The organism is Paenibacillus campi (assembly GCF_034659835.1).
Classification (GTDB): Bacteria; Bacillota; Bacilli; order Paenibacillales; family Paenibacillaceae; genus Saccharibacillus; species Saccharibacillus campi.
The window spans coordinates 92,672-112,643 of sequence record NZ_JAXSQZ010000003.1 but is presented as its reverse complement, the minus strand read 5'-3'; the positions used below and the strand labels follow the sequence as shown (position 1 = coordinate 112,643).

Below are 19,972 nucleotides of genomic sequence, written 5' to 3'. Positions count from 1 at the left end.
CGTCCCTCTGTTATGATTCGCTCGTTACGAGCATGATCTCATCTTGTTCGGTATGTCCGACACCGATTTGTGCACCGTCTTCGATCACGACACCTTCATTGACAATCGCGCGATGAATGCGGGCATTTTTGCCGATTTTGGCGCCTGGCATAATGACGGAATCGGTAATGACGCTGCCTTCTCCAACTTCAACATTGAAAAACAGCACCGAATGATTCACTTCACCGTGTACCATGCAGCCTTCATTAACGATGCTATTTTGTACAACTGCCGAAGGTGCGATATAAGCGGCAGGCTGGTTCGGACTGCGGGTAAAAATGCGCCAGCTCGGATCGTTCAGATCAAGCAGTGGCTGTTCGGACAGCATGTCCATATTCGCTTCCCACAAGCTTTGAATCGTACCGACATCGCGCCAGTATCCTTCAAACGGATACGCGTACAACACTTTGTCATCATTGAGCAAAAGCGGAATCAAATCTTTGCCGAAATCGTAAGACGATGCCGGATTGTCTTCATCTTTGATCAGATACGATTTGAGCACATCCCATTTGAACAAATATACACCCATCGATGCGAGCGTACTTTTCGGCTCAGCAGGCTTTTCGTCAAACTCATAAATTTTCAAATTATCATCGGTATTCAACATGCCGAAACGGGACGCTTCTTCAAGCGTGACATTCACGACAGAGATCGTGCAATCGGCATTTTTTTCGATATGGTAATCTACCATCTTCTGGTAGTCCATTTTGTAAATATGGTCACCGGAAAGGATCAATACGTGTTCAGGGTCAAAGCTTTCAATAAACTTAAGGTTACGGTAGATCGCATCCGCAGTACCCTGATACCAGCTACTGCCTTCCTGACGTTCGTGTGGTGGCAGGACGAACACACCGCCATTTTTGCGGTCCATGTCCCAGTCGTTGCCCACACCTATGTATGCGTGCAACACGGTCGGCTCATACTGTGTCAGAACACCTACGGTGTCGATACGCGAATTGGCGCAATTGCTGAGCGGGAAATCAATAATACGATATGTGCCGCCAAAAAAGACAGCGGGCTTTGCCAATGCTTTGGTCAAATCTTTCAGCCTTTTGCCCTGTCCTCCGGCAAGCAGCATAGCAACAACTTCTTTTTTACTCATGGAAAAGCCTCCTTCGTGTAAGTTGAACATGCATTACGCGACATCTAATAACGTGGAGAGACTAAAAATAGAACTAAGCTTGAATCTGTTCATGCACTGATCAAGCGGAGACTTTCCCGATGCGCATCAGCCGTATAGGCGTCTGTACCGTTCACCGGCTGTTCATGTTAAATTTTGCTGAAACCGAATGCCGGTAATATTTTGCAACCGGCACGCTTCCGCAAATTCAGCGGATGCGACAATAAGGCTAATGTCCTCGTTGGATCGTACCAGTCCATGTCCTTCCAGTGCATGCGAACGGAAAACGATAGATATGAAATGCGGCGGACTGCCGTGCACACCTGGTAACAGCGGCACATACGTCGATTCCTCCATATCCAGACAATCGATGACAGTCGTAATGTTCGGAACCTGGAACCCGCGCAGCGGCTCTCCATTAACGGTTACATCAGCATCAATCAACTGTACATCTTGAGGCGCATACTGACGAATTAGCGCTGACAGCCGTGGTCCGATCAAATCCGGCCCATCGGTCATAAACCAGTCAAACAACAACAACCGATCCAGATCGATATCCCCCTGCAAATGAAAGCGCGGTACTTTTGCCCAGTCGCGCTGCAAGGTGCCTTTTTTGAAGCTAAGATGATCCGGGGAGTCATTAAAATGATACTTAAACCAATAGCGGTCCGGATAAATGTCCGCTGGCAGCAGGAGATAACACATAGATCACTCATCCTTTCACACTTTCGCAGCATCCAGCGTAATTGAGCAAGGCAACCGTGTACCCTGTTCTCACATTGTGCTTACTATAAACCCGCTATACGTTCAATTCGACACAAGCATAGCAATTCCCTTCTGCAAATAACTAATAATCTAAACGATTTTGCACAAAACCGGAAGAAGTGCTGTCTGCTCCAGCATTGCTTATATACCCGATTTTACCGTTACTGTCACTTTTTACAAACTTTTTATGAGCATGATCTATCCTACTCGCCTTCAACGTACGGAAAGGATAACCTTTTTATCGCTTCATCACTTCAAATACGATGAAGCCAGCTCACAAATATGCCGATTGTGCTCCGTAATTTCGCTCCGCCGCGGCATCGGCTCCCAGCGGCTCACATCGTCTAGCCATGTGTTTGGCAGCTCAAGCGGGCTTTCACGCTGCCAGCGGGTCAACCAATCGGCAGGCAGCGGTAACAGCGGATGACGATCGATGTCGGCAAGCAGCGGATGCCCGCTCATTTCCAGCCATAATAGCGACCAAGCACGCGGTACGACCCGCCATATATCGTATCCACCACCACCGAGTGCTACCCAGCGACCATTGCAATAACGATGTGCCGCCTCATGAATCAGTTTCGGCATCTCGCGATAAATGCGCATCGAGCAATGAATATGTGATAACGGATCAAGCGCATGTGCATCACAACCATGCTGACTTACAATCACATCTGGGCGTGCGCATTCAAGCACCTGTTCCAGCACATCGCTGAAGCATTCCAACCACGAATCGTCCTCCGTATACGGTTCAACGGGCACATTAACCGTACAGCCAAACCCTTCACCCGCACCGCGCTCCTCTACCCGTCCTGTACCGGGAAACAAATATTTGCCGGTTTCATGAATCGAGTACGTAAACACATTCGGATCGGTATAAAAGCTCAGCTCCACCCCGTCACCATGATGCACATCGGTATCGATGTACAGTACTTTGGCTCCATACTGTTCACGAATATAACGAATCGCGATCGATGCATCGTTATAAATGCAAAAACCTGCTCCTTTTTGTGGTAATGCATGATGAAGTCCGCCGCCTAGATGCAGCGCATGCGCCGCCTTGCCGCTCATCACCAGTTCGGCGGCATGTACCGAAGCGGCAGCAATCGCGCTGGCACTGCGATGCATGCCTGGGAAAAATGGCGTCTCCTCCACATCCAAACCATACTGTCCAGCCTGGCTAACATAAGGTTCCACTGGAGATGGCAGACTGAGTTGTTTGACCGTTTCAACATATGCAGGAATGTGCACACTTTGCAGCAAACGCTCATCCAGTGGCGCTGCCGGTATATGAATATCGTTTGTGTTCAAACTATGCACCTGCTCTAGCAGCTCCATCGTCATGACCAAACGGCGCTGGTCAAACGGATGATCCCGGCGAAATACGTAGTTGAGACTGTCCGGATGATATACATAGGCTGCTTGCAGCATCGTCTCCATTGCCTCCTTTAACGATATGAATCAATACATAAAACGTTGACGAAAACGGAGTCGGTCAAACGCCTCCACCGATGATTGTGGCACCGCTCTACCTACTCGCACCATTAAACAATTCGCCGGATGCGAGCAAATTTCAGGATCATCGGTGGCAAACCAGACCATATCGACGTTTTTCATTAGCTTTTCCATCATTTTGCGGTAATCCCATACGTTTAATCCGGTACTTTCCAAATCCCAATGCCAGTAATATTCGGTCGTAAATACAATCACATTGTCGAGCTGCTGCTGCTGAAATGCAAGCTGGATCAGTTTTTTGGCGAGTCCAAGGCCTCGGTAATCGTTGGCAATTTCCACCGCTCCCAATTCGATTAAATCGTCCATATTGCCTTCTGACCAGCGCTCATATTCATCGGGATAGTGAAACGTCACATAGCCGACAATTTGATCGCCATCGGTCGCCATCATAATGCGTCCTTCGGGTAAATCGGCGATCTCAATCAATGCTTCATGCTGCTCAGCTGGACGGCGGAAAGCATCAAGTTGAGCGTGCATATGACACGCTGCTACTCGTTCCGGCGAGACCGGCCCTTCCAGCACCAGTTGTCCTTTTCCATCTGCACGATGTAATCGTTCGGTTTGCTTGATCTTAATATGTTCCATCACGGGTTCCTTTCCTGAACGTTATGATAACGCTTACGGCAAGGTGCCTGCTTTGATTATAGCCGATTTCACAACATTTGCATGCAGCTCAAATGCGAGCATAAATGGATACAGATACAGATACAGATACAGATACAGATACAGATACAGATACAGATACAGATACAGATACAGATACAGATACAGATACAGATACAGATACAGATACAGATACAGATACAGATAAGTCTATGCAAAAATCTCCGTGTCGTCACCTTTTACCAAATTAGGTGACGATACGGAGACTTTACAGTTATCGTTACAATGGAGCTATCCCGATAAATCGATGAGCCTGAGCACATACGCAAACGGACGAGACCTATAATCATTTAATCATTTCAACAAGCAGACAGCGATCAAATTGGACGCAACAGCGGAATGCTGTAACCGGCTCCCCAAACTAAATTAGAAACAGATTCAGATGAAGCGAAACTACGCAAGTACAGCAGCTGTCGATTGTGCTACTTACAAATGATCGTTATTTTATTTCACCAAATGCCTGCTATTATGTGTATATGTTCGGTTTGTCTAGGTTCGTTATAATGTCGTAATTAGCAGCATATTTTGCAAACAGCATTTCACTCAATCGATCACATCGGCAACTATACCGCTGGCAACTATACCGCTCATTGTCAGCCATTTTCCGCTGCTGTTGAATGGGTAGTCGTCGTACGTATGCTTGCTTGTGTGCGCACCGAACGTCCGGTATTAATGCGACCGACAACATATTGTCCGAATGGCACCATATGATTAAACACCCAGATCGTCACGATACAGCAGGCGATACCGGCGACAAACAATAACGGGATTTCCGCATAACCGAGCGCAATGCCCAATCGTTCTATAGCGCGATCCATCATCTCAAGGAAAAACCAATGTACCAAATAAATGCCAAATGAATATTGGCTAATGAGCGTTACGAACGGCGGAATGCGTTTCACACCTCGCAATAGCAAAAACAGCAGCAAAATCATGACGACCGTAAATCCGATCATATCGACCCGTTTGGAACCAAAGCCTAAGCTGGAAAATGCATTGTTATACACGACCCAGCCCGCCGTCAGCGGCAAGGCAGCGATAATCCACAATTTGTACCGTTCCAACCCGCGCAGGAACAGCTCGTAATGACGCCCGCAATAATAAGCAAGCGAAAAATAAAACAACCAACCGGTAAACGGCATCCAATAGCCGCGCTCCCATATGTACGCAGCCAGCCCACCAGCCGGTGGCGGCACCAAATTGAAAAAACCAAGATACAACACATTCACAAACAGCGACACACCGAGCACAACCGCCGGACGAAACCGATCGATATAGGCGGCATACAGCTGATGTAACACATAAAACTGAAAAATAACGAGCACAAACCAACCATGATACGCACCAAGCAAATTGTATACGACCAGCTTCGGAATCGACCAATCTTTGGTCAACCCAGACACAATCGCATAAAATATCGCCATACAAGCAAACGGGATTAGCAAAAAGCGAATTCGTTTTGCATAAAAGCCGTTAGGCAACTGTTTCGGATACGAATAAGCCAGAATGAGCGCCGAAATAAATACAAATGTAGACGTACCAAACGACAACAATCCAGCCAATGACCACAAACCAAACTGGATCGCTCCCTCACTGCTGTCCCCGGTAGAAAATTTGATCGAATGCAGCAGCACCACACTTAGACAGGCGATGACACGAATGATTGACACTTCATCGATCGTCCGCCTAGGCTTGGCTGCAAGCTGTTGATTAGTCATAATATTATACACCCCTCTTTATGTTGGATATCGTTATTCATACGTTTTATAATGTCGATTACGTCCCTCCTTCAAAAATACGCGAATTGAATAACTTTTGTAATATTATGTATGTTAATACGGAAAAATTCAATCCTTTTTTGCATCCAGATTTGGATAAACAGCTAGAAAGAATTTGAACATTTTGTGAAATGGTAGTATCTTAAATTGTAAGCGCTATATATGGAAGTGGATACGATACTTTAAATCATGTGGAGGTCATTATGGGAAAAGATACGATCGAAATCATTGCCGCCGAAGCTACACAAGCCAATATGATGGATTACGAGCAAGCCCGTAAGGAATTTGACTGGTCTGACGTCGAAAAACGTTTTAGCTGGCATGAAACCGGAAAGTTGAATCTCGCTTATGAAGCGATCGATCGTCATGCCACTTCCGAACTAAAAGATAAAGTCGCCCTGCATTACAGCGATCCGGGGCGGGATGAAAGTTATACATTTGAACAACTGCGCCGCGAATCGAACAAAGCTGCCAATATGCTGCGCAAGCTTGGCATCGGTAAAGGGGATCGTGTGTTTATTTTTATGCCGCGTACACCGGAGCTGTATTTTACATTGCTAGGCATTATTAAAATTGGCGCGATTGCTGGCCCGCTGTTTGAAGCGTTTATGGAAACGGCAGTGCGCGATCGTCTGCAAGATAGCGGTGCGGTCGCCATCGTTACCACGCCAAAGCTCGTTGGACGCGTGCCTGCCGCTGAGCTGCCCGAACTAAAGCATATTATCGTCTATGGCGATGAGTCCGAGCTGGATGAGAGCCATATTCATTTGGGCAAAGCGATGGCGGAAGCGTCTGATGAGGCGGAGATCGAATGGGTCGATGCGGAAGACGGACTCATTCTTCACTATACGTCCGGTTCGACCGGCAAACCAAAAGGCGTGTATCATGTGCATGGAGCGATGGTACAACATGAATATACCGGTCGCATCGTACTCGATTTGCAGCCTGATGATGTGTATTGGTGTACTGCCGATCCGGGTTGGGTGACCGGTACGTCGTACGGAATTTTTGCGCCGTGGTTGAATGGTGCCACCAATGTAATTCGTGGCGGTCGCTTTAGCCCGCAGGACTGGTACGAAACGATCCAGCGCTATAAAGTGACCGTCTGGTACAGTGCGCCAACCGCATTCCGGATGCTAATGGGTGCGGGCGATGAAGCGGTACAACAATACGATCTGTCATCGCTACGCCACGTACTGAGCGTCGGTGAGCCGCTGAACCCGGAAGTTATTCGCTGGGGCTATCGCGTGTACAAACAGCGCATTCACGATACATGGTGGATGACCGAAACAGGTGCACAATTAATCTGCAATTATCCGCGTATGGACATTCGCCCAGGCTCGATGGGGCGTCCACTGCCTGGTATCGAAGCCGCTATTCTCGATGATCAAGGCAATGTGTTGCCACCGCTGCGGATGGGTAATCTGGCAATCCAAACACCGTGGCCATCGATTATGCGCAAAATTTGGAACAATCCTGCCAAATATGAAGAATATATGCGCATTGAAGGCTGGTACATTTCCGGCGATTCCGCTTATATGGATGAAGATGGCTATTTCTGGTTCCAGGGACGAATCGATGACGTAATCAACACATCCGGTGAGCGTGTGGGGCCATTTGAAGTTGAAAGCAAGCTTGTTGAGCATCCGGCAGTTGCCGAAGCGGGTGTCATCGGCAAGCCTGATCCGGTACGCGGTGAAGTGATCAAAGCGTTTATTTCATTGCGTGAAGGTTATGAACCATCCGATGAGCTGAAACAGGACATTACCCGTTTCGTTAAAGAAGGTTTATCTGCCCATGCCGCACCACGCGAGATCGAGTTTAAAGACAAGCTACCCAAAACACGCAGCGGTAAAATTATGCGCCGTGTGCTGAAAGCATGGGAGCTGGAGCTGCCGACAGGCGATCTATCCACATTGGAAGATTGAACGATCATGGCTTGTTGCGATCCATTGTAGGTAGGTGTAGTCCTGTTCACGTTTATGACGAACAGTTTTAAAAGCGTGCAAATCCATTAGTAAGGTGAAACAAACTGTCCATAACTTGTTTCAAATAAATTCATGCTATGCCTATCTTATGATCGCTTCATCATAAACATGTTAAAGTGCGTTCGAACCTGATTTTTAATCGAAACAACCTATTATCTTGACTGCTTTACATGTTGGACTTAAAGCCACTGCATATCTTTATTTATAAAGAGAATCTGTACAGCATCAACTATATATCGAAAATAGCCAACGTATTGGCTTACATTGACTGGGAGCAGACGCATATAGGCGTGCTGCCCAGTCAATTTCTTTTGTGTAAGCCAAAATCCATATCGATGCCTAAAAAGGCTGTATACCCGTCATATTCACGACAGGCATACAGCCTTTTCCACTCGCTTTATCTATAGTTACGTTGTGATGCAGTAGCCTATCTGCTACCTATTGTGCATCGATCCAACGAGGTGAAATGATTGATGATAGCTCGGTAGCAACAGATCGTATCGTTATTTCGGATACTAGTAGCTTGTCTTACGTACATGTACAGTCTGTCGATCTAATCATCGTTTGATGATAAATAGGTCAAGCTACTAATGCCATCCTTCGCTTTATTTATCATACACTTTATTTCCATACGATCATGCTATACATTACAGACGTTTTTGCTTTTCCAACTGTTGTCCCAATTCGGCAAGACGTTCCATCTGTACAGGCTTGGACAAGACGCCATTCATACCGGCTTCGACAATCTGGTCATGATTATCTTTGAATACGTTGGCGGTAATCGCAATGATCGGAATATCTTTATTTTTGATGTTGTTGGAGTGACGGATCGCATAGGTCGATTCCAGCCCATCCATAACCGGCATCTGAATATCCATCAGTACGAGATCATAACAATCGTCTTGCTCCAGCAGACGGATGACTTCCAATCCGTTATCAACGGTGTCTACATAATAACCGAGCTTATTGAGCATACGCGATGTGATCAGACAGCTAATCCGGTCATCATCAGCGAGCAGTACACGTAACGGTGCACTTTCCTTATCAGGGCCATCGGCTACTTTTGGATGACGAGCGACCGTTTCGGACAGCTTTTTGACGATTGTACTAGAATCGCTGCGGGAATTGGATAGGATCGGGTAACGAACCGGAATCGTAAATTCAAACGTACTACCAAGACCCTGCTCACTCTCTACCGTAATCGTGCCCTGCATCAATTCTACAATTTGTTGACTAATTACAAGTCCAAGTCCGGTGCCGCCAAATTCACGGCTTTGTGAATCGTCCACTTGGCTAAAGCTCTGGAACAGCTTGTTCTGATCTTGTTTGGCGATGCCGATACCGCTGTCTTTGATACGAAAGCGCAGCTTCAGTTCCTCGCCTTGATCTTCAAATCCGGTTAGCGACACATCGACCGAACCGTGACGCGTAAATTTGACGGCATTGCCGATCAGATTGTTTAATACTTGTTTGAGACGATGCGGATCACCGTATACTCGCTGTGGCACGCTATGATCGATATATAAATTCAAGCCAATCCTTTTCTCCAATGTTAATGGACGGTGGGCTTTGATCGTCATATCCATCAGCTCATGCAAATTATATTCGATATGTTCCAGATTCATTTTTCCGGCTTCCGCTTTGGAAAAATCAAGAATATCGTTAATAAGTGTCAGCAATGTTTCCGCACTATTTTGCACGATTTTCATATTGTCACGCAAGTCTTCTTCTACCTCATTCAGCAAAATCAGCTCGGTCATGCCGATAATGCCATTCAGCGGCGTACGAATCTCGTGACTAATATTGGCGAGAAAGCGTCCTTTGGCAACATTCGCACTTTCCGCTTCATCTTTTGCTTGTAACACTTGCAGCTCTGCTTGTTTACGCTTCGTAATATCAAATTGAATACCGACAAAATAATGACATTCCCCATTCTGGTCAAAGATCGGGTCCAAATTGACTTCGTTCCAGAAAGAAGAACCGTCTTTACGATAGTTCAAAACTTCAATCGTTACGGATTGCTGTTTCGCGAGCGCTTCACGAAATGCTTGTACCGTCTCCGGCAGTGTATCCTCCCCTTGTAAAAAACGACAATTGTAACCGATCGCTTCCTCACGGGTATAGCCGGTCAAATCTGTAAAATGCTTATTCACAAATACAAGCGGGAAATCCGGCTTGCGTGCATCCGCAATCGTTACAGATGATTTTAAATTTTGAACTACATACTCCCAGTCAATCGCTGGTGCTTTAGGATCAATATTCATGCTGCCTCCCTGAGTGGGTATAATCAATTGCAGTAAGCAAACGTTATCTTCATAATATCAATAGCATAACATATAAAGGTCGGTTTTTACCATGTGCAAACCTTGTATACCGCCTAAATTGCTTACAATCTTTTTGGCGCAAAAAAACCGCCCGGCACCTCATACGACACCGGACGGGCAAAACAGGTTATTTCAGTGTTTGTAATCTATTAAATACGAGACGCGATAAAAAGCATTTTTGCATAGCAACAGCTCGTACTGCTTCAGTGTTTGCGATCTTCAAACGGTCGACCTCATCATGTCATAAATCGAAAGGTTCACGTTTTAAAGGAACCGAGTTGTCGAGACAGCATAGCTCCATGAAAACCAACTGCCTCAAGCTACGTGTAAAATAGCTTGCCAACACGCCTTAATTGATGTTAGCGCAAAACACGGCGAGCGGTTACATAGTGACTTTGCCAATACGCAAGATCGAGGTTTGAGATCGTAATGCCATTTAAGCTCGGACTATTATGAATGATCTTATTATCGCCTGCATAAATCGCTACGTGTGTAATTACATTTGGATCACCGGCTGAAAAAAAGAGCAGATCGCCTTTTTGCCATTGTCCACGTTCGACCGGAATACCGACATCTTTTTGATACCGTGTGCCCCAAGCCAGATCGATACCTTCCAACCCAAACACATACTTCGTAAACGAGGAACAATCGAACAATGTTGGTGCCTCATTTTTACCGTAGCCATATTGGGTAATCCCTTGTAATGCCAGCGCATTCGCCAAAATGCGATCCGCCGACGCTTCATCAAGCGGCTGCCCTGTAGACAATGTAGGGAAGTTAAATGTCGGTGCAGGTGGATTGAATGGTTTGTCCTCCACCTGATCGACTGTGTCCTGCGGCACTTCTGCCAAAATCGCTGTTTGCGAAGCAGGCAATGTGTACGATACATAATCAGTGGATACATAACCGGTGATGCCATTTTTGTCCTGTATTTTTACCCAAGCAGCTGTCGGCTGCTCCAATGCACTGAATACTTCACCAGGGGCAAGTACACGTAATACATTGCTGGTCGTATTCGGCTCAGCCCGGAAATTCACACCCTTTTCTACGATACCTGTGCCCGGAGCACTTGCAGATGTACTATTACTTGCTGTCGGGTTGGCAATCACAACCGGCGTTGATGAAGCAAGTGCAGGTGCCGATACCGTCGTGCTGGAAGAACTGGATGTGTTATTGCTCGTATTGCTCTTGCTGCCAGCAGTGCTTGCGGAAGTAGTGGTGCTGTTTTTGCTGCTCGTTGTGTCTGAAGCAGTAGCTGTACTACTTTTGTTGCCAGTTGTACTTGTTGTGCCTGTAGAAGCAGCTGTATTGCTTTTACTGCCGGTTGTACTGGAAGCGGACGACGATTTGGACGAAGTTGTCAGCGGTTTGTAGTCCACATACGTTGCCGATACATAGCCCATCTTCACCCCCACTTTGATATGAAGCCAGTGCGGGCTTACTTCGCCTAATATTTTGATGCTTGTGCCAGGCTGAAGTGTACTGTATACGGTGCTATCGATCGTTGGACCGGAACGAAAGTTAACGGGCATATTGATTTTACCAATCGGAACAGGTGTTACCGCCGCCTGGCTAATCTCTGGAGCGGAAGTTAACAATACGGCAGCAGTCAGTAGTGTGATAAGCTTTCTTTTCACTGGATGTCCTCCTCAGCGGTTCTCGATCTGTCCTGCTGTCTGATCAATGGAGTTATGTATAGATCGGGTAATCCTATGGCTGGATAGCGTATGAGTGCGACATGGGCATACGATTTTTGCATAATGGCTAAAATAATTGACGTTTTAAAGTAAGAAACTGGAAGCCGAGTCATGTTATACAGATGATAGCTAGTGATAGTCAAATCTGCTTTACTTTTGCTCCAAATCACGCCCACTGTAACCAATATATGCAGCATCGCTAAGCGACCGTATCATAATTGCTAAATTGGAACAATGAACAGGACCAAAGACTTAGTAAAACCCTTTATCCGTCTGCATCCAAGCTATGAAGATTCCCAAATTCATACAGTTAGCGCAAGCGATAAACACAAAAAAATGTGGCAAGCAAAACTGCGATTATAAACAAAATGACGAATACGTCATTTTTCTATCACAGTTGCTTACCACATTTATACCATATTGAATCAAATGCTGTCGAATAAAAATTACACGTAATTCACAGTTTTGTTACCTATTGTACATTCAAATATTGCTTAATTGCGTCTACGACGGCTTGAGCGAGCTTTTGCTGAAATTCATCGGTGTACATTAACGCTTCATCACCAGCATTGCTTAAATATCCCGCTTCAATCAGGACTGCTGGCATAGTCGTCTCACGTGTCACATGCAGACTCTTGGCATGGATGCCACGGTCTGGAAGACCCAACGCTTGCACAACATGATCATGGATCACTTTGGCAAAATCAAGGCTTTGCGGACGCGTATAATAAATCTCGGTGCCACTCGGTGATACTTTGGATGTAGTGCTGTTACCGTGAATGGACACAAACACATCAGCATGCAAATTGTTGGCGAGCTTGACCCGATCCGGCAATGTCGGATACGTATCATCACTGCGTGTAAGCACAAAATCGATATTCGGGTCTTGTTGTAACAACGCCTGAATTTTCAACCCCACTGCGAGTGTGAAGTCTTTTTCAAAACGTTTGTTTAAGCTGACTGCACCGGAATCCAAACCGCCGTGACCGGGATCGATAACGACGACCTTTTTGCCATTTTGCCCAGGCCCTGAGCCTGGTGTTGGCGTGATGCTAGTAGAGCCATTATCCGTGTTGCCTGTGTTACCATTGTTGTTAGGGTCGGTACTACCACCCGTCTGCTCACTACCATTCGTGTTGTCAGACACTGGCGTAACGGTGCCGCCTGGTGTATTGCTATTGTCGTTCGCACCGTTCAGCTCGACCATAACTAACCCTTTCGTATTGGTGATCACTTTGTACTGTTGTGCCTGATTCAAATCAAGCACGATTCGAACGGTCGATGGACTGCCACTAAACAAGGAGTAACGAACGCCTGCCACTTGCGGATAACCGGTGACGTCCAGTTTGCCAACTTGACCGACCGACATCGTTTGTCCACCGAGAAAAGCAGTGGAAAAGCCTGCTTTCGGCAAATCAAGCACGATTCGGTTCGGATTCGTCAGCGAACTGTACTTCGGTTTCACATTGCCATCTATCGTTACGGTCAGCCGATTGTCGCTAAAGCTAAGCGCATTCACCATTGCACTTGGGGAACTTGTACCCGTATTAGCATCTTTGTCTGAACTGTCAGCGCTTCCGTTAGTGGAAGAACCGTCTTTATCGCCCGCGCTGTCCGATTGACTTTGCTTCGTCGTCACCAGTACTGTTTTGGAATTGTTATCCCATGTGACGGTTGCACCGGTATTTTCAGCGAGAAAACGAAGCGGCACTAGCGTTGTACCATGCTGGATAATTGGCGCTGCCTCCAGATCAAAACTTTTGCCGTTTACGGTAGCTTTGGTACTGCCAGCGACAAGTGCTACCACATTAGAGCCTTGGCTAATCGTAGCGGTCTGACTCGGACCTGACCAATCGACTTTGTAGCCAAGTTGTTCAACGACGACCCGCAGCGGGATCATCACACTGCCTTTCACGCTCACAATCTGCACGTCATCCGGCATGCTGATCGCTTTGCCGTTCAGATTGATGTGCGCCTGTTGTGCGGCATGCCCAACCGATGGCATTACCATCAGCAATAGCACGAGCACCATTCCCAATATCCAGTTGTGTTTTTTGTTCATACATTCCCCTGCCATTCTCTTGTTGACATTGATTTTGTAAATGAAGCCCAGTCTGTCATGAATTTCTGACTTGTCTGCTTGTCAATGCTACAAATATTATATCGATTATTTCCGCTACATCATTAGCTTAACATCGACAAACGGCAATAAATCGCCGCACTTTTTCTATATAAATAACAGCGGACTAATGTGAAATGTTGCAATCTGATCGATTCGGACCGATCGAAATAAGAGCGTTCGCTGGCTGTACATTATGTAATATGCATATTCGCTGTACAGATTGCACTCATTTCAACACTTGTACACTGTTGGATTACTGAATAAACTGCCGACGACAACAACTGGGTGACAAGTAACCGCAGCCATGCGCACGATGGCTTGGACCGTATGGACATCCATCATTATTCCATAGATTCCCCCTTTGCCTTGATGACGAATTGCCTTCACGAATGTATAGTACGATCCGCTAGTGTAAATCAAATCGTCAGCTTTGCCAGCTTGGATGCACATTAGGCGTCACATGCAGGCTCATCCCATCTTAGAGCATTTCAATCCGCATGATGCACTATGTATATCTTTTATTATGATAATCAGAATATAGTGGCTTGTAAACTTTGCCGCTCCTAAGGTGCGCAGCTACGCCTTTTACCAAAAAATAGAAATCAGCACGATGCTCGTTACTATTCGATGCCTCTATTCGCCAACTCTATATGCATCTTCTTGAAAAAAGTGCTTAAATGTTTGCATTGTATCGTACCGTATTAGCAAACTTTGCACTACAATAAATCTGTTCCTTCGCGAAGAACAGTTTTTTGTAAACGCATACAATAAGCTGGAGGCTGATGAATACCGATGAAAAAAATGATGAAGCGATTCACCGCACTGGCGCTTAGTCTAGCGATTATAGGCGGACTTAGCGTTACGACGGCAACTGCACCTAAAGCCGCAGCGGCAACTGCATTCGCCAAAGGTGCGGATGTGAGCTGGCTGTCGGAGATGGAATTTTACAATTGGGCGTTTTACAATGATGCTGGCACGAAGCAAGATGCTTTGCAAATTTTAAAAGATCATGGCATCAATTCCATTCGCCTACGTGTATGGGTAAATCCATCGATTAATTTCTCCAATAAAGCGGATGTAGTGAAGCAAGCGGTACGCGCCAAAAATATGGGCTTCCGCATAATGATTGATTTCCATTACAGCGATGTATGGGCAGACCCGGCGCATCAGACTAAACCGGCTGCATGGAAAAATAAAGACTTTAACGGACTGAAACAAGCGGTATACGATCATACTTACGATGTACTGAATACATTGAAATCGCAAGGTGTTACGCCAGAATGGGTGCAAGTCGGTAACGAAACGAATGACGGCATGTTATGGGAAGACGGACGCGCTTCGAAAAGCATGAGCAATTTTGCACAGCTAATCAATTCCGGCTATGATGCGGTGAAAAAGGTGAATGCGGGTACAAAAGTAATTGTGCATGTATCAAACGGTTATGACAATTCACTGTTCCGCTGGATGTTTGACGGTCTAAAAGCAAACGGTGCCAAATACGATGTAATCGGGATGTCACTGTATCCGGACAAAAACAACTGGCAGACGTTAAATCAGCAAACGCTGACCAATATGAACGATATGGTCGCTCGTTACGGCAAGGAAGTGATGATTAGCGAAGTCGGTATGGATGCAAGCGATCCGGCGACAAGCAAAGCGTTTTTGAGCGATATTTTGGCGAAAACGCGGGCGGTGTCGGGCGGTAAAGGTCTTGGTGTATTTTACTGGGAACCGGAGCAGTACGGGACGTGGTATTCGTATACGAAAGGCGCATTTGATTCGAAGGGGAAAGTGACGATTGCGTTGGATGCATTTTTGAATTGATTGAACTAAGCAAATTAGCAACACAAAAAAGCGTATTTCTTCACCATAGAAAATACGCTTTTTTGCTATATATGCATCGCATTCATCATTTGGATGCAATCTTAAACGAAAACACGGTACAGCAATATTCACTGCACCGTGTCCCTCTACCGTTTACCGACTCCGTTTACGCTTCAAAATCCGAATTCCATACGCTTCCAACTCAATCGTACTACATCCAGCCAGCTCTGTTCCAGCGATCAGATCGTCATAACTATGCTCGTCCAACTGAACCGACTTCGTTTCATTGCTGTAATTTTGTACAAATACAAATTCATCCTTTCCTTGCACACGAGCATGGGCGGTGACATGTTGCGGCAATGCTGTACGAAGTGTGCGCTTTACGTTAGCTTTATGCGTAATCCGTTCGATCAGATCGCCGATAAAATGATCTACCGTACGTGCGGCAATATAATATGCTTCACCTTCACCATAATGATTTACCGTCAGTGCCGGACGTCCAGCGTAAAAGTCGTCGCCATATACAGCAAGTGCTTCCGCTCGTTCCAGATGGATCAGGTCGCACAGATCGCGTACTTCGTATTCGCCTTGCAGTTGCAGCGCGTTACCGCTACTGGCGATCAGGCGGTTGCGGTCATGTTCATGCAAACCATCGATTTCTTCCGACCATATACCTAGTACGTTACGCAGCGGGCCAGGAAAGCCGCCGAGGAAACAAAGATCGTTTTCATTGACAATACCTGACCAGTACGTGCTGAGCAGTGTTCCGCCTGCTTGCACAAACCGCTCGAAGTTTTCGCCTACCCCTGCGCGTACCATATATAACATCGGTGCGACAACTACTTTGTATTTGGACAAATTTTGCTCCATATCGATCACATCGACCGCGATGCCACGTTCCCAGAAAGCACGGTAGAAGTTCAGCACCGTTTGTTCATAGCCGATCCCGGAGTTGCGTGGGCCTTGACTGTCTTTGACTGCCCAGCGATTTTCCCAGTCGAAAATAACGGCAACTTCCGCTTCTACACTACTTCCACGTACGCTTTGCAGGCGTTCCAATGCATCGCCTACCTGCTGCACATCATGGAAGACGCGGGTATGTTCATGACCGACGTGGTCAACGACTGCGCCATGCAGCTTTTCGCTAGAGCCTTGGCTTTTGCGCCATTGGAAGTATTGTACCGAGTCGGAGCCATGCGCGACCGCTTGCAAGGAAGACAGCAAATGCATACCTGGACGTTTGTTTTTACTGATCGGCTGCCAGTTAGTCAAGCTTGGCGTACTTTCCATGAGCAGGAACGGTTGCTGCTTGATCGAGCGCACGATATCGTGCATCATGGCGATTTTGGCAGCTTGCATCGTATCGCCTTCATGATCATGCCATGTCGGATAACTGTCCCATGACAAAATATCGAGCAGGTCAGCAAATTTCCAGTAATTCAATCCTTCAAAAAATTCCATAAAATTCGTCGTAACTGGTAGCAAACGCTCGGTTCTACGCAGTGGTTCCACTTCATGACGGCAAAAATCAACCGTCTGGTCGGTGACAAAACGACGCCAGTCCAAGTTCATACCGTGTACTTGTGTCTCCCCATGCGGTGCCGGCGATTCCACTTGCGACCAATCCGTATACGTATGGCTCCAAAATGTCGTCCACCATGCGCGGTTAAGCTGCTGCAAATCGTTGTTGTATTTCTTTTTCAGCCATATGCGGTACGCTTCCTGGCAATAATCACAATGACATTCCCCACCGTATTCATTGGAAATATGCCAGCCGATTACTGCTGGATGATCGCTGTAACGCTCCGCCAGCAGCGTATTCATCGCGGTTACTTTTTGCCGATACACTGGGGACGTGAAGCAGTGATTATGACGAAAACCGTGCAGATTGCGCACACGATTTTGCTCTACACGCAGCACTTCCGGATACTTAGCAGACATCCACGCTGGACGCGCACCGCTCGGGGTAGCGAGAAAGGCGTGTATACCATTCGCTGCAAAACGATCCAGCACCTGATCGAGCCATTCAAATGTGTAGACGCCTTCTTCCGGTTCCAGCGCCACCCATGAAAAAATGCCAACCGACATTACATTACACTTCGCCAGCTTCATCAGCCGAATATCTTCTTCCAAAATATCCGGGCGATGTCTCCACTGCTCCGGATTATAGTCTGCACCATGCAGCATTGCTGTCCAAGTTGGAGTAACATTGGTAGTGAAATTTGTCATAACAAGCTCCTTTGAATGGTAGTAGAATTACTCTTTCACCGACCCCAACGTCATCCCTTTCACAAAAAACTTTTGCAAAAACGGATATACGATCAAAATCGGCGCTGCCCCGATAAAAATTTGTGCCGCTTTGACGGTCGTTTGCGAAATCAATTCCATTTCTTTCGGACTGGCGCTCATCGAGCTCATATCTTGCTGAATGATGACCGTTTGCAGGAAAGTAGCGAGCGGAAATTGATTTGAGTTGTTCAGATACAACAAACCGTCAAACCAGGAATTCCAGTGAAATACCATACTAAACAATGTAATCGTCGCAATCGACGGCATCGAGATCGGCAAATACATCGTGAACAATGTGCGAAACGGGCCTGCACCGTCCATAAATGCCGCTTCTTCCAATTCTTTAGGAATGCCCCGAAAAAAGTTCATCATCAAAATAACGAGGAATGTATTCACCGCACCAGGCAGTACGAGCACCCAGAACGAATCGATCAGACCGAGCTTTTGAATGACGATATAAAAAGGCACCAGACCGCCGGTAAACACCATGCTAAATACGAATAGCCACGAGTATATAGTACGTCCTTTAAACACCGATTCTTCTTTGGATAGCGGATAGGCAGCAAGGAAAGTGAGAAACAGCGTAATCGCCGTCCCAATTACGGTACGCAATACGGAAATCCAGATCGAATGCAAAAATACCGGATTAAACATCGTCTTTTTGTACGCTTCAGTTGAGAACTGAATCGGCAACAAACCGACCAGATTGGCATCGGCTGCCGCCTTGGAGCTGAACGATACCGCCAGCACATGGATGAGCGGCACGACACACATTACCGCCAGCAAGATGAGCAGTGCAATATTGAATACATTAAAGATACGATAACCTGTTGTTTTGTAATACATCGTTTCCCTCTTTTCCTTCGTAAGTCATTAGAAGATGCGGTAATTCGCCCATTTGGCAGCCGCACGATAAGCAAGCAAAATCAGTACCATACTGATTACAGATTTAAACAGACCGATCGCTGTACCAAAGCCCATTTCGCCATTCAAAATCGCAGTACGATACACAAATGTATCGATAATATCGCCCTTTTGGTAAACGAGCGGATTGTACAAGTTAAAAATTTGGTCAAACCCGGCATTAAGCACATTACCGAGCGCCAATGTACCAACAACTGCCGCAATCGGCACAATCGCTGGAATCGTAATATGAATCGTCTGCTTCCAGCGTGTCGCTCCGTCCATCTCTGCCGCCTCATATAGCGCCGGGTTAATACCCGCTAATGCAGCGAGGAAAATAATCGTATTGTAGCCGAATTCTTTCCATACATCCGATACGATTACCGTAAACCGGAACCAGTCGTTATCACCGAGGAAAAAGATCGGCTGCGTGCCAAATAGCGCGCCCAATATGCGATTGGCAAATCCATCCGTAGCGAGCAAATCGATCAAAATACCGCCCAAAATGACCCAGGACAGAAAGTGCGGCAAATAAACGAGTGTCTGGATCGTCCGTTGCAGCTTTACGCGGCGAATCTCGTTCAGTAAAATCGCAAACACAAACGGCACAAACAGATTAAAAATCAGCTTCAGCACAGCGATAATCAATGTGTTCCAAATGACCTGTACACTGTCTTGACGTTCAAACAGATAGCGGAAATTATCCAGACCGACCCAGTCCGAGCCGCTAAAGCCGAGCCACGGCTTGTAGTTTTGGAATGCCATCACAATGCCGCCCATTGGTAAATAACTAAACAACAGCAGGAAAATCATCGATGGCAGTAGCATCATATGAAACGGCCACGTTTTCTTTAATGTTTTCATATACTCTCCTCCTACTTTCAAGCAACGCCGATGCAGGTCAAGCTAAGCAAATAACGACCCGGAGACCAGGTCGTTATGCTGCTC

The 19,972-nt window shown here is 46.4% G+C and carries 13 protein-coding genes; 2 read left to right on the top strand and 11 right to left on the bottom strand.

Annotation, left to right across the window (positions count from 1 at the left end):
• Positions 1-10: 10 nt before the first annotated feature.
• The 5 genes from U1I11_RS09370 to U1I11_RS09350 form a co-directional block, all read right to left on the bottom strand.
• Complete coding sequence (locus U1I11_RS09370) at positions 11-1,141, bottom strand: glucose-1-phosphate adenylyltransferase (RefSeq protein WP_322905831.1); 1,131 nt, start codon at positions 1,139-1,141, stop codon at positions 11-13.
• 162 nt (positions 1,142-1,303) lie between these two features.
• A complete protein-coding gene (locus tag U1I11_RS09365; RefSeq protein ID WP_322905830.1) occupies positions 1,304-1,864 on the bottom strand; it encodes an imm11 family protein in 561 nt (186 codons plus the stop codon).
• 309 nt (positions 1,865-2,173) lie between these two features.
• Complete coding sequence (locus U1I11_RS09360) at positions 2,174-3,352, bottom strand: acetoin utilization protein AcuC (protein WP_322906187.1); 1,179 nt, start codon at positions 3,350-3,352, stop codon at positions 2,174-2,176.
• Positions 3,353-3,382: 30 nt separating this feature from the next.
• A complete protein-coding gene (locus U1I11_RS09355; RefSeq protein WP_322906186.1) occupies positions 3,383-4,021 on the bottom strand; it encodes a GNAT family N-acetyltransferase in 639 nt (212 codons plus the stop codon).
• A gap of 671 nt (positions 4,022-4,692) precedes the next feature.
• Positions 4,693-5,817, bottom strand: a complete 1,125-nt coding sequence (locus tag U1I11_RS09350) for an acyltransferase family protein (protein WP_322905829.1) — start codon at positions 5,815-5,817, stop codon at positions 4,693-4,695.
• Between the two features lie 263 nt (positions 5,818-6,080).
• On the opposite strand from U1I11_RS09350, the gene acsA reads away from it, so the two are divergent.
• Entirely contained in the window at positions 6,081-7,805 is a 1,725-nt protein-coding gene (acsA, locus tag U1I11_RS09345; RefSeq protein ID WP_322905828.1) for an acetate--CoA ligase, read from the top strand.
• A 707-nt stretch (positions 7,806-8,512) separates the two neighbouring features.
• On the opposite strand, the gene U1I11_RS09340 is transcribed toward acsA, so the two are convergent.
• From U1I11_RS09340 to U1I11_RS09330, 3 genes are all read right to left on the bottom strand, one after another.
• Entirely contained in the window at positions 8,513-10,129 is a 1,617-nt protein-coding gene (locus U1I11_RS09340) for an ATP-binding protein (protein ID WP_322905827.1), read from the bottom strand.
• Between the two features lie 419 nt (positions 10,130-10,548).
• Entirely contained in the window at positions 10,549-11,826 is a 1,278-nt protein-coding gene (locus U1I11_RS09335; RefSeq protein ID WP_322905826.1) for a C40 family peptidase, read from the bottom strand.
• Positions 11,827-12,358: 532 nt separating this feature from the next.
• On the bottom strand, positions 12,359-13,948 hold the full coding sequence (locus U1I11_RS09330) for an N-acetylmuramoyl-L-alanine amidase family protein (RefSeq protein ID WP_322905825.1): 1,590 nt from the start codon (positions 13,946-13,948) through the stop codon (positions 12,359-12,361).
• A gap of 852 nt (positions 13,949-14,800) precedes the next feature.
• Between U1I11_RS09330 and U1I11_RS09325 the strand changes: the two genes are divergently transcribed.
• Entirely contained in the window at positions 14,801-15,832 is a 1,032-nt protein-coding gene (locus U1I11_RS09325; RefSeq protein ID WP_322905824.1) for a glycoside hydrolase family 53 protein, read from the top strand.
• Between the two features lie 153 nt (positions 15,833-15,985).
• On the opposite strand, the gene U1I11_RS09320 is transcribed toward U1I11_RS09325, so the two are convergent.
• The 3 genes from U1I11_RS09320 to U1I11_RS09310 are packed head-to-tail and all read right to left on the bottom strand — an operon-like array spanning position 15,986 to position 19,888.
• Positions 15,986-18,061: a beta-galactosidase gene (locus U1I11_RS09320; protein WP_322905823.1), complete on the bottom strand. Its 2,076-nt coding sequence runs from the start codon at positions 18,059-18,061 to the stop codon at positions 15,986-15,988.
• Positions 18,062-18,088: 27 nt separating this feature from the next.
• Complete coding sequence (locus U1I11_RS09315; protein WP_322905822.1) at positions 18,089-18,967, bottom strand: carbohydrate ABC transporter permease; 879 nt, start codon at positions 18,965-18,967, stop codon at positions 18,089-18,091.
• A gap of 27 nt (positions 18,968-18,994) precedes the next feature.
• Positions 18,995-19,888: an ABC transporter permease gene (locus U1I11_RS09310; RefSeq protein WP_322905821.1), complete on the bottom strand. Its 894-nt coding sequence runs from the start codon at positions 19,886-19,888 to the stop codon at positions 18,995-18,997.
• Between the last annotated feature and the right edge of the window lie 84 nt (positions 19,889-19,972).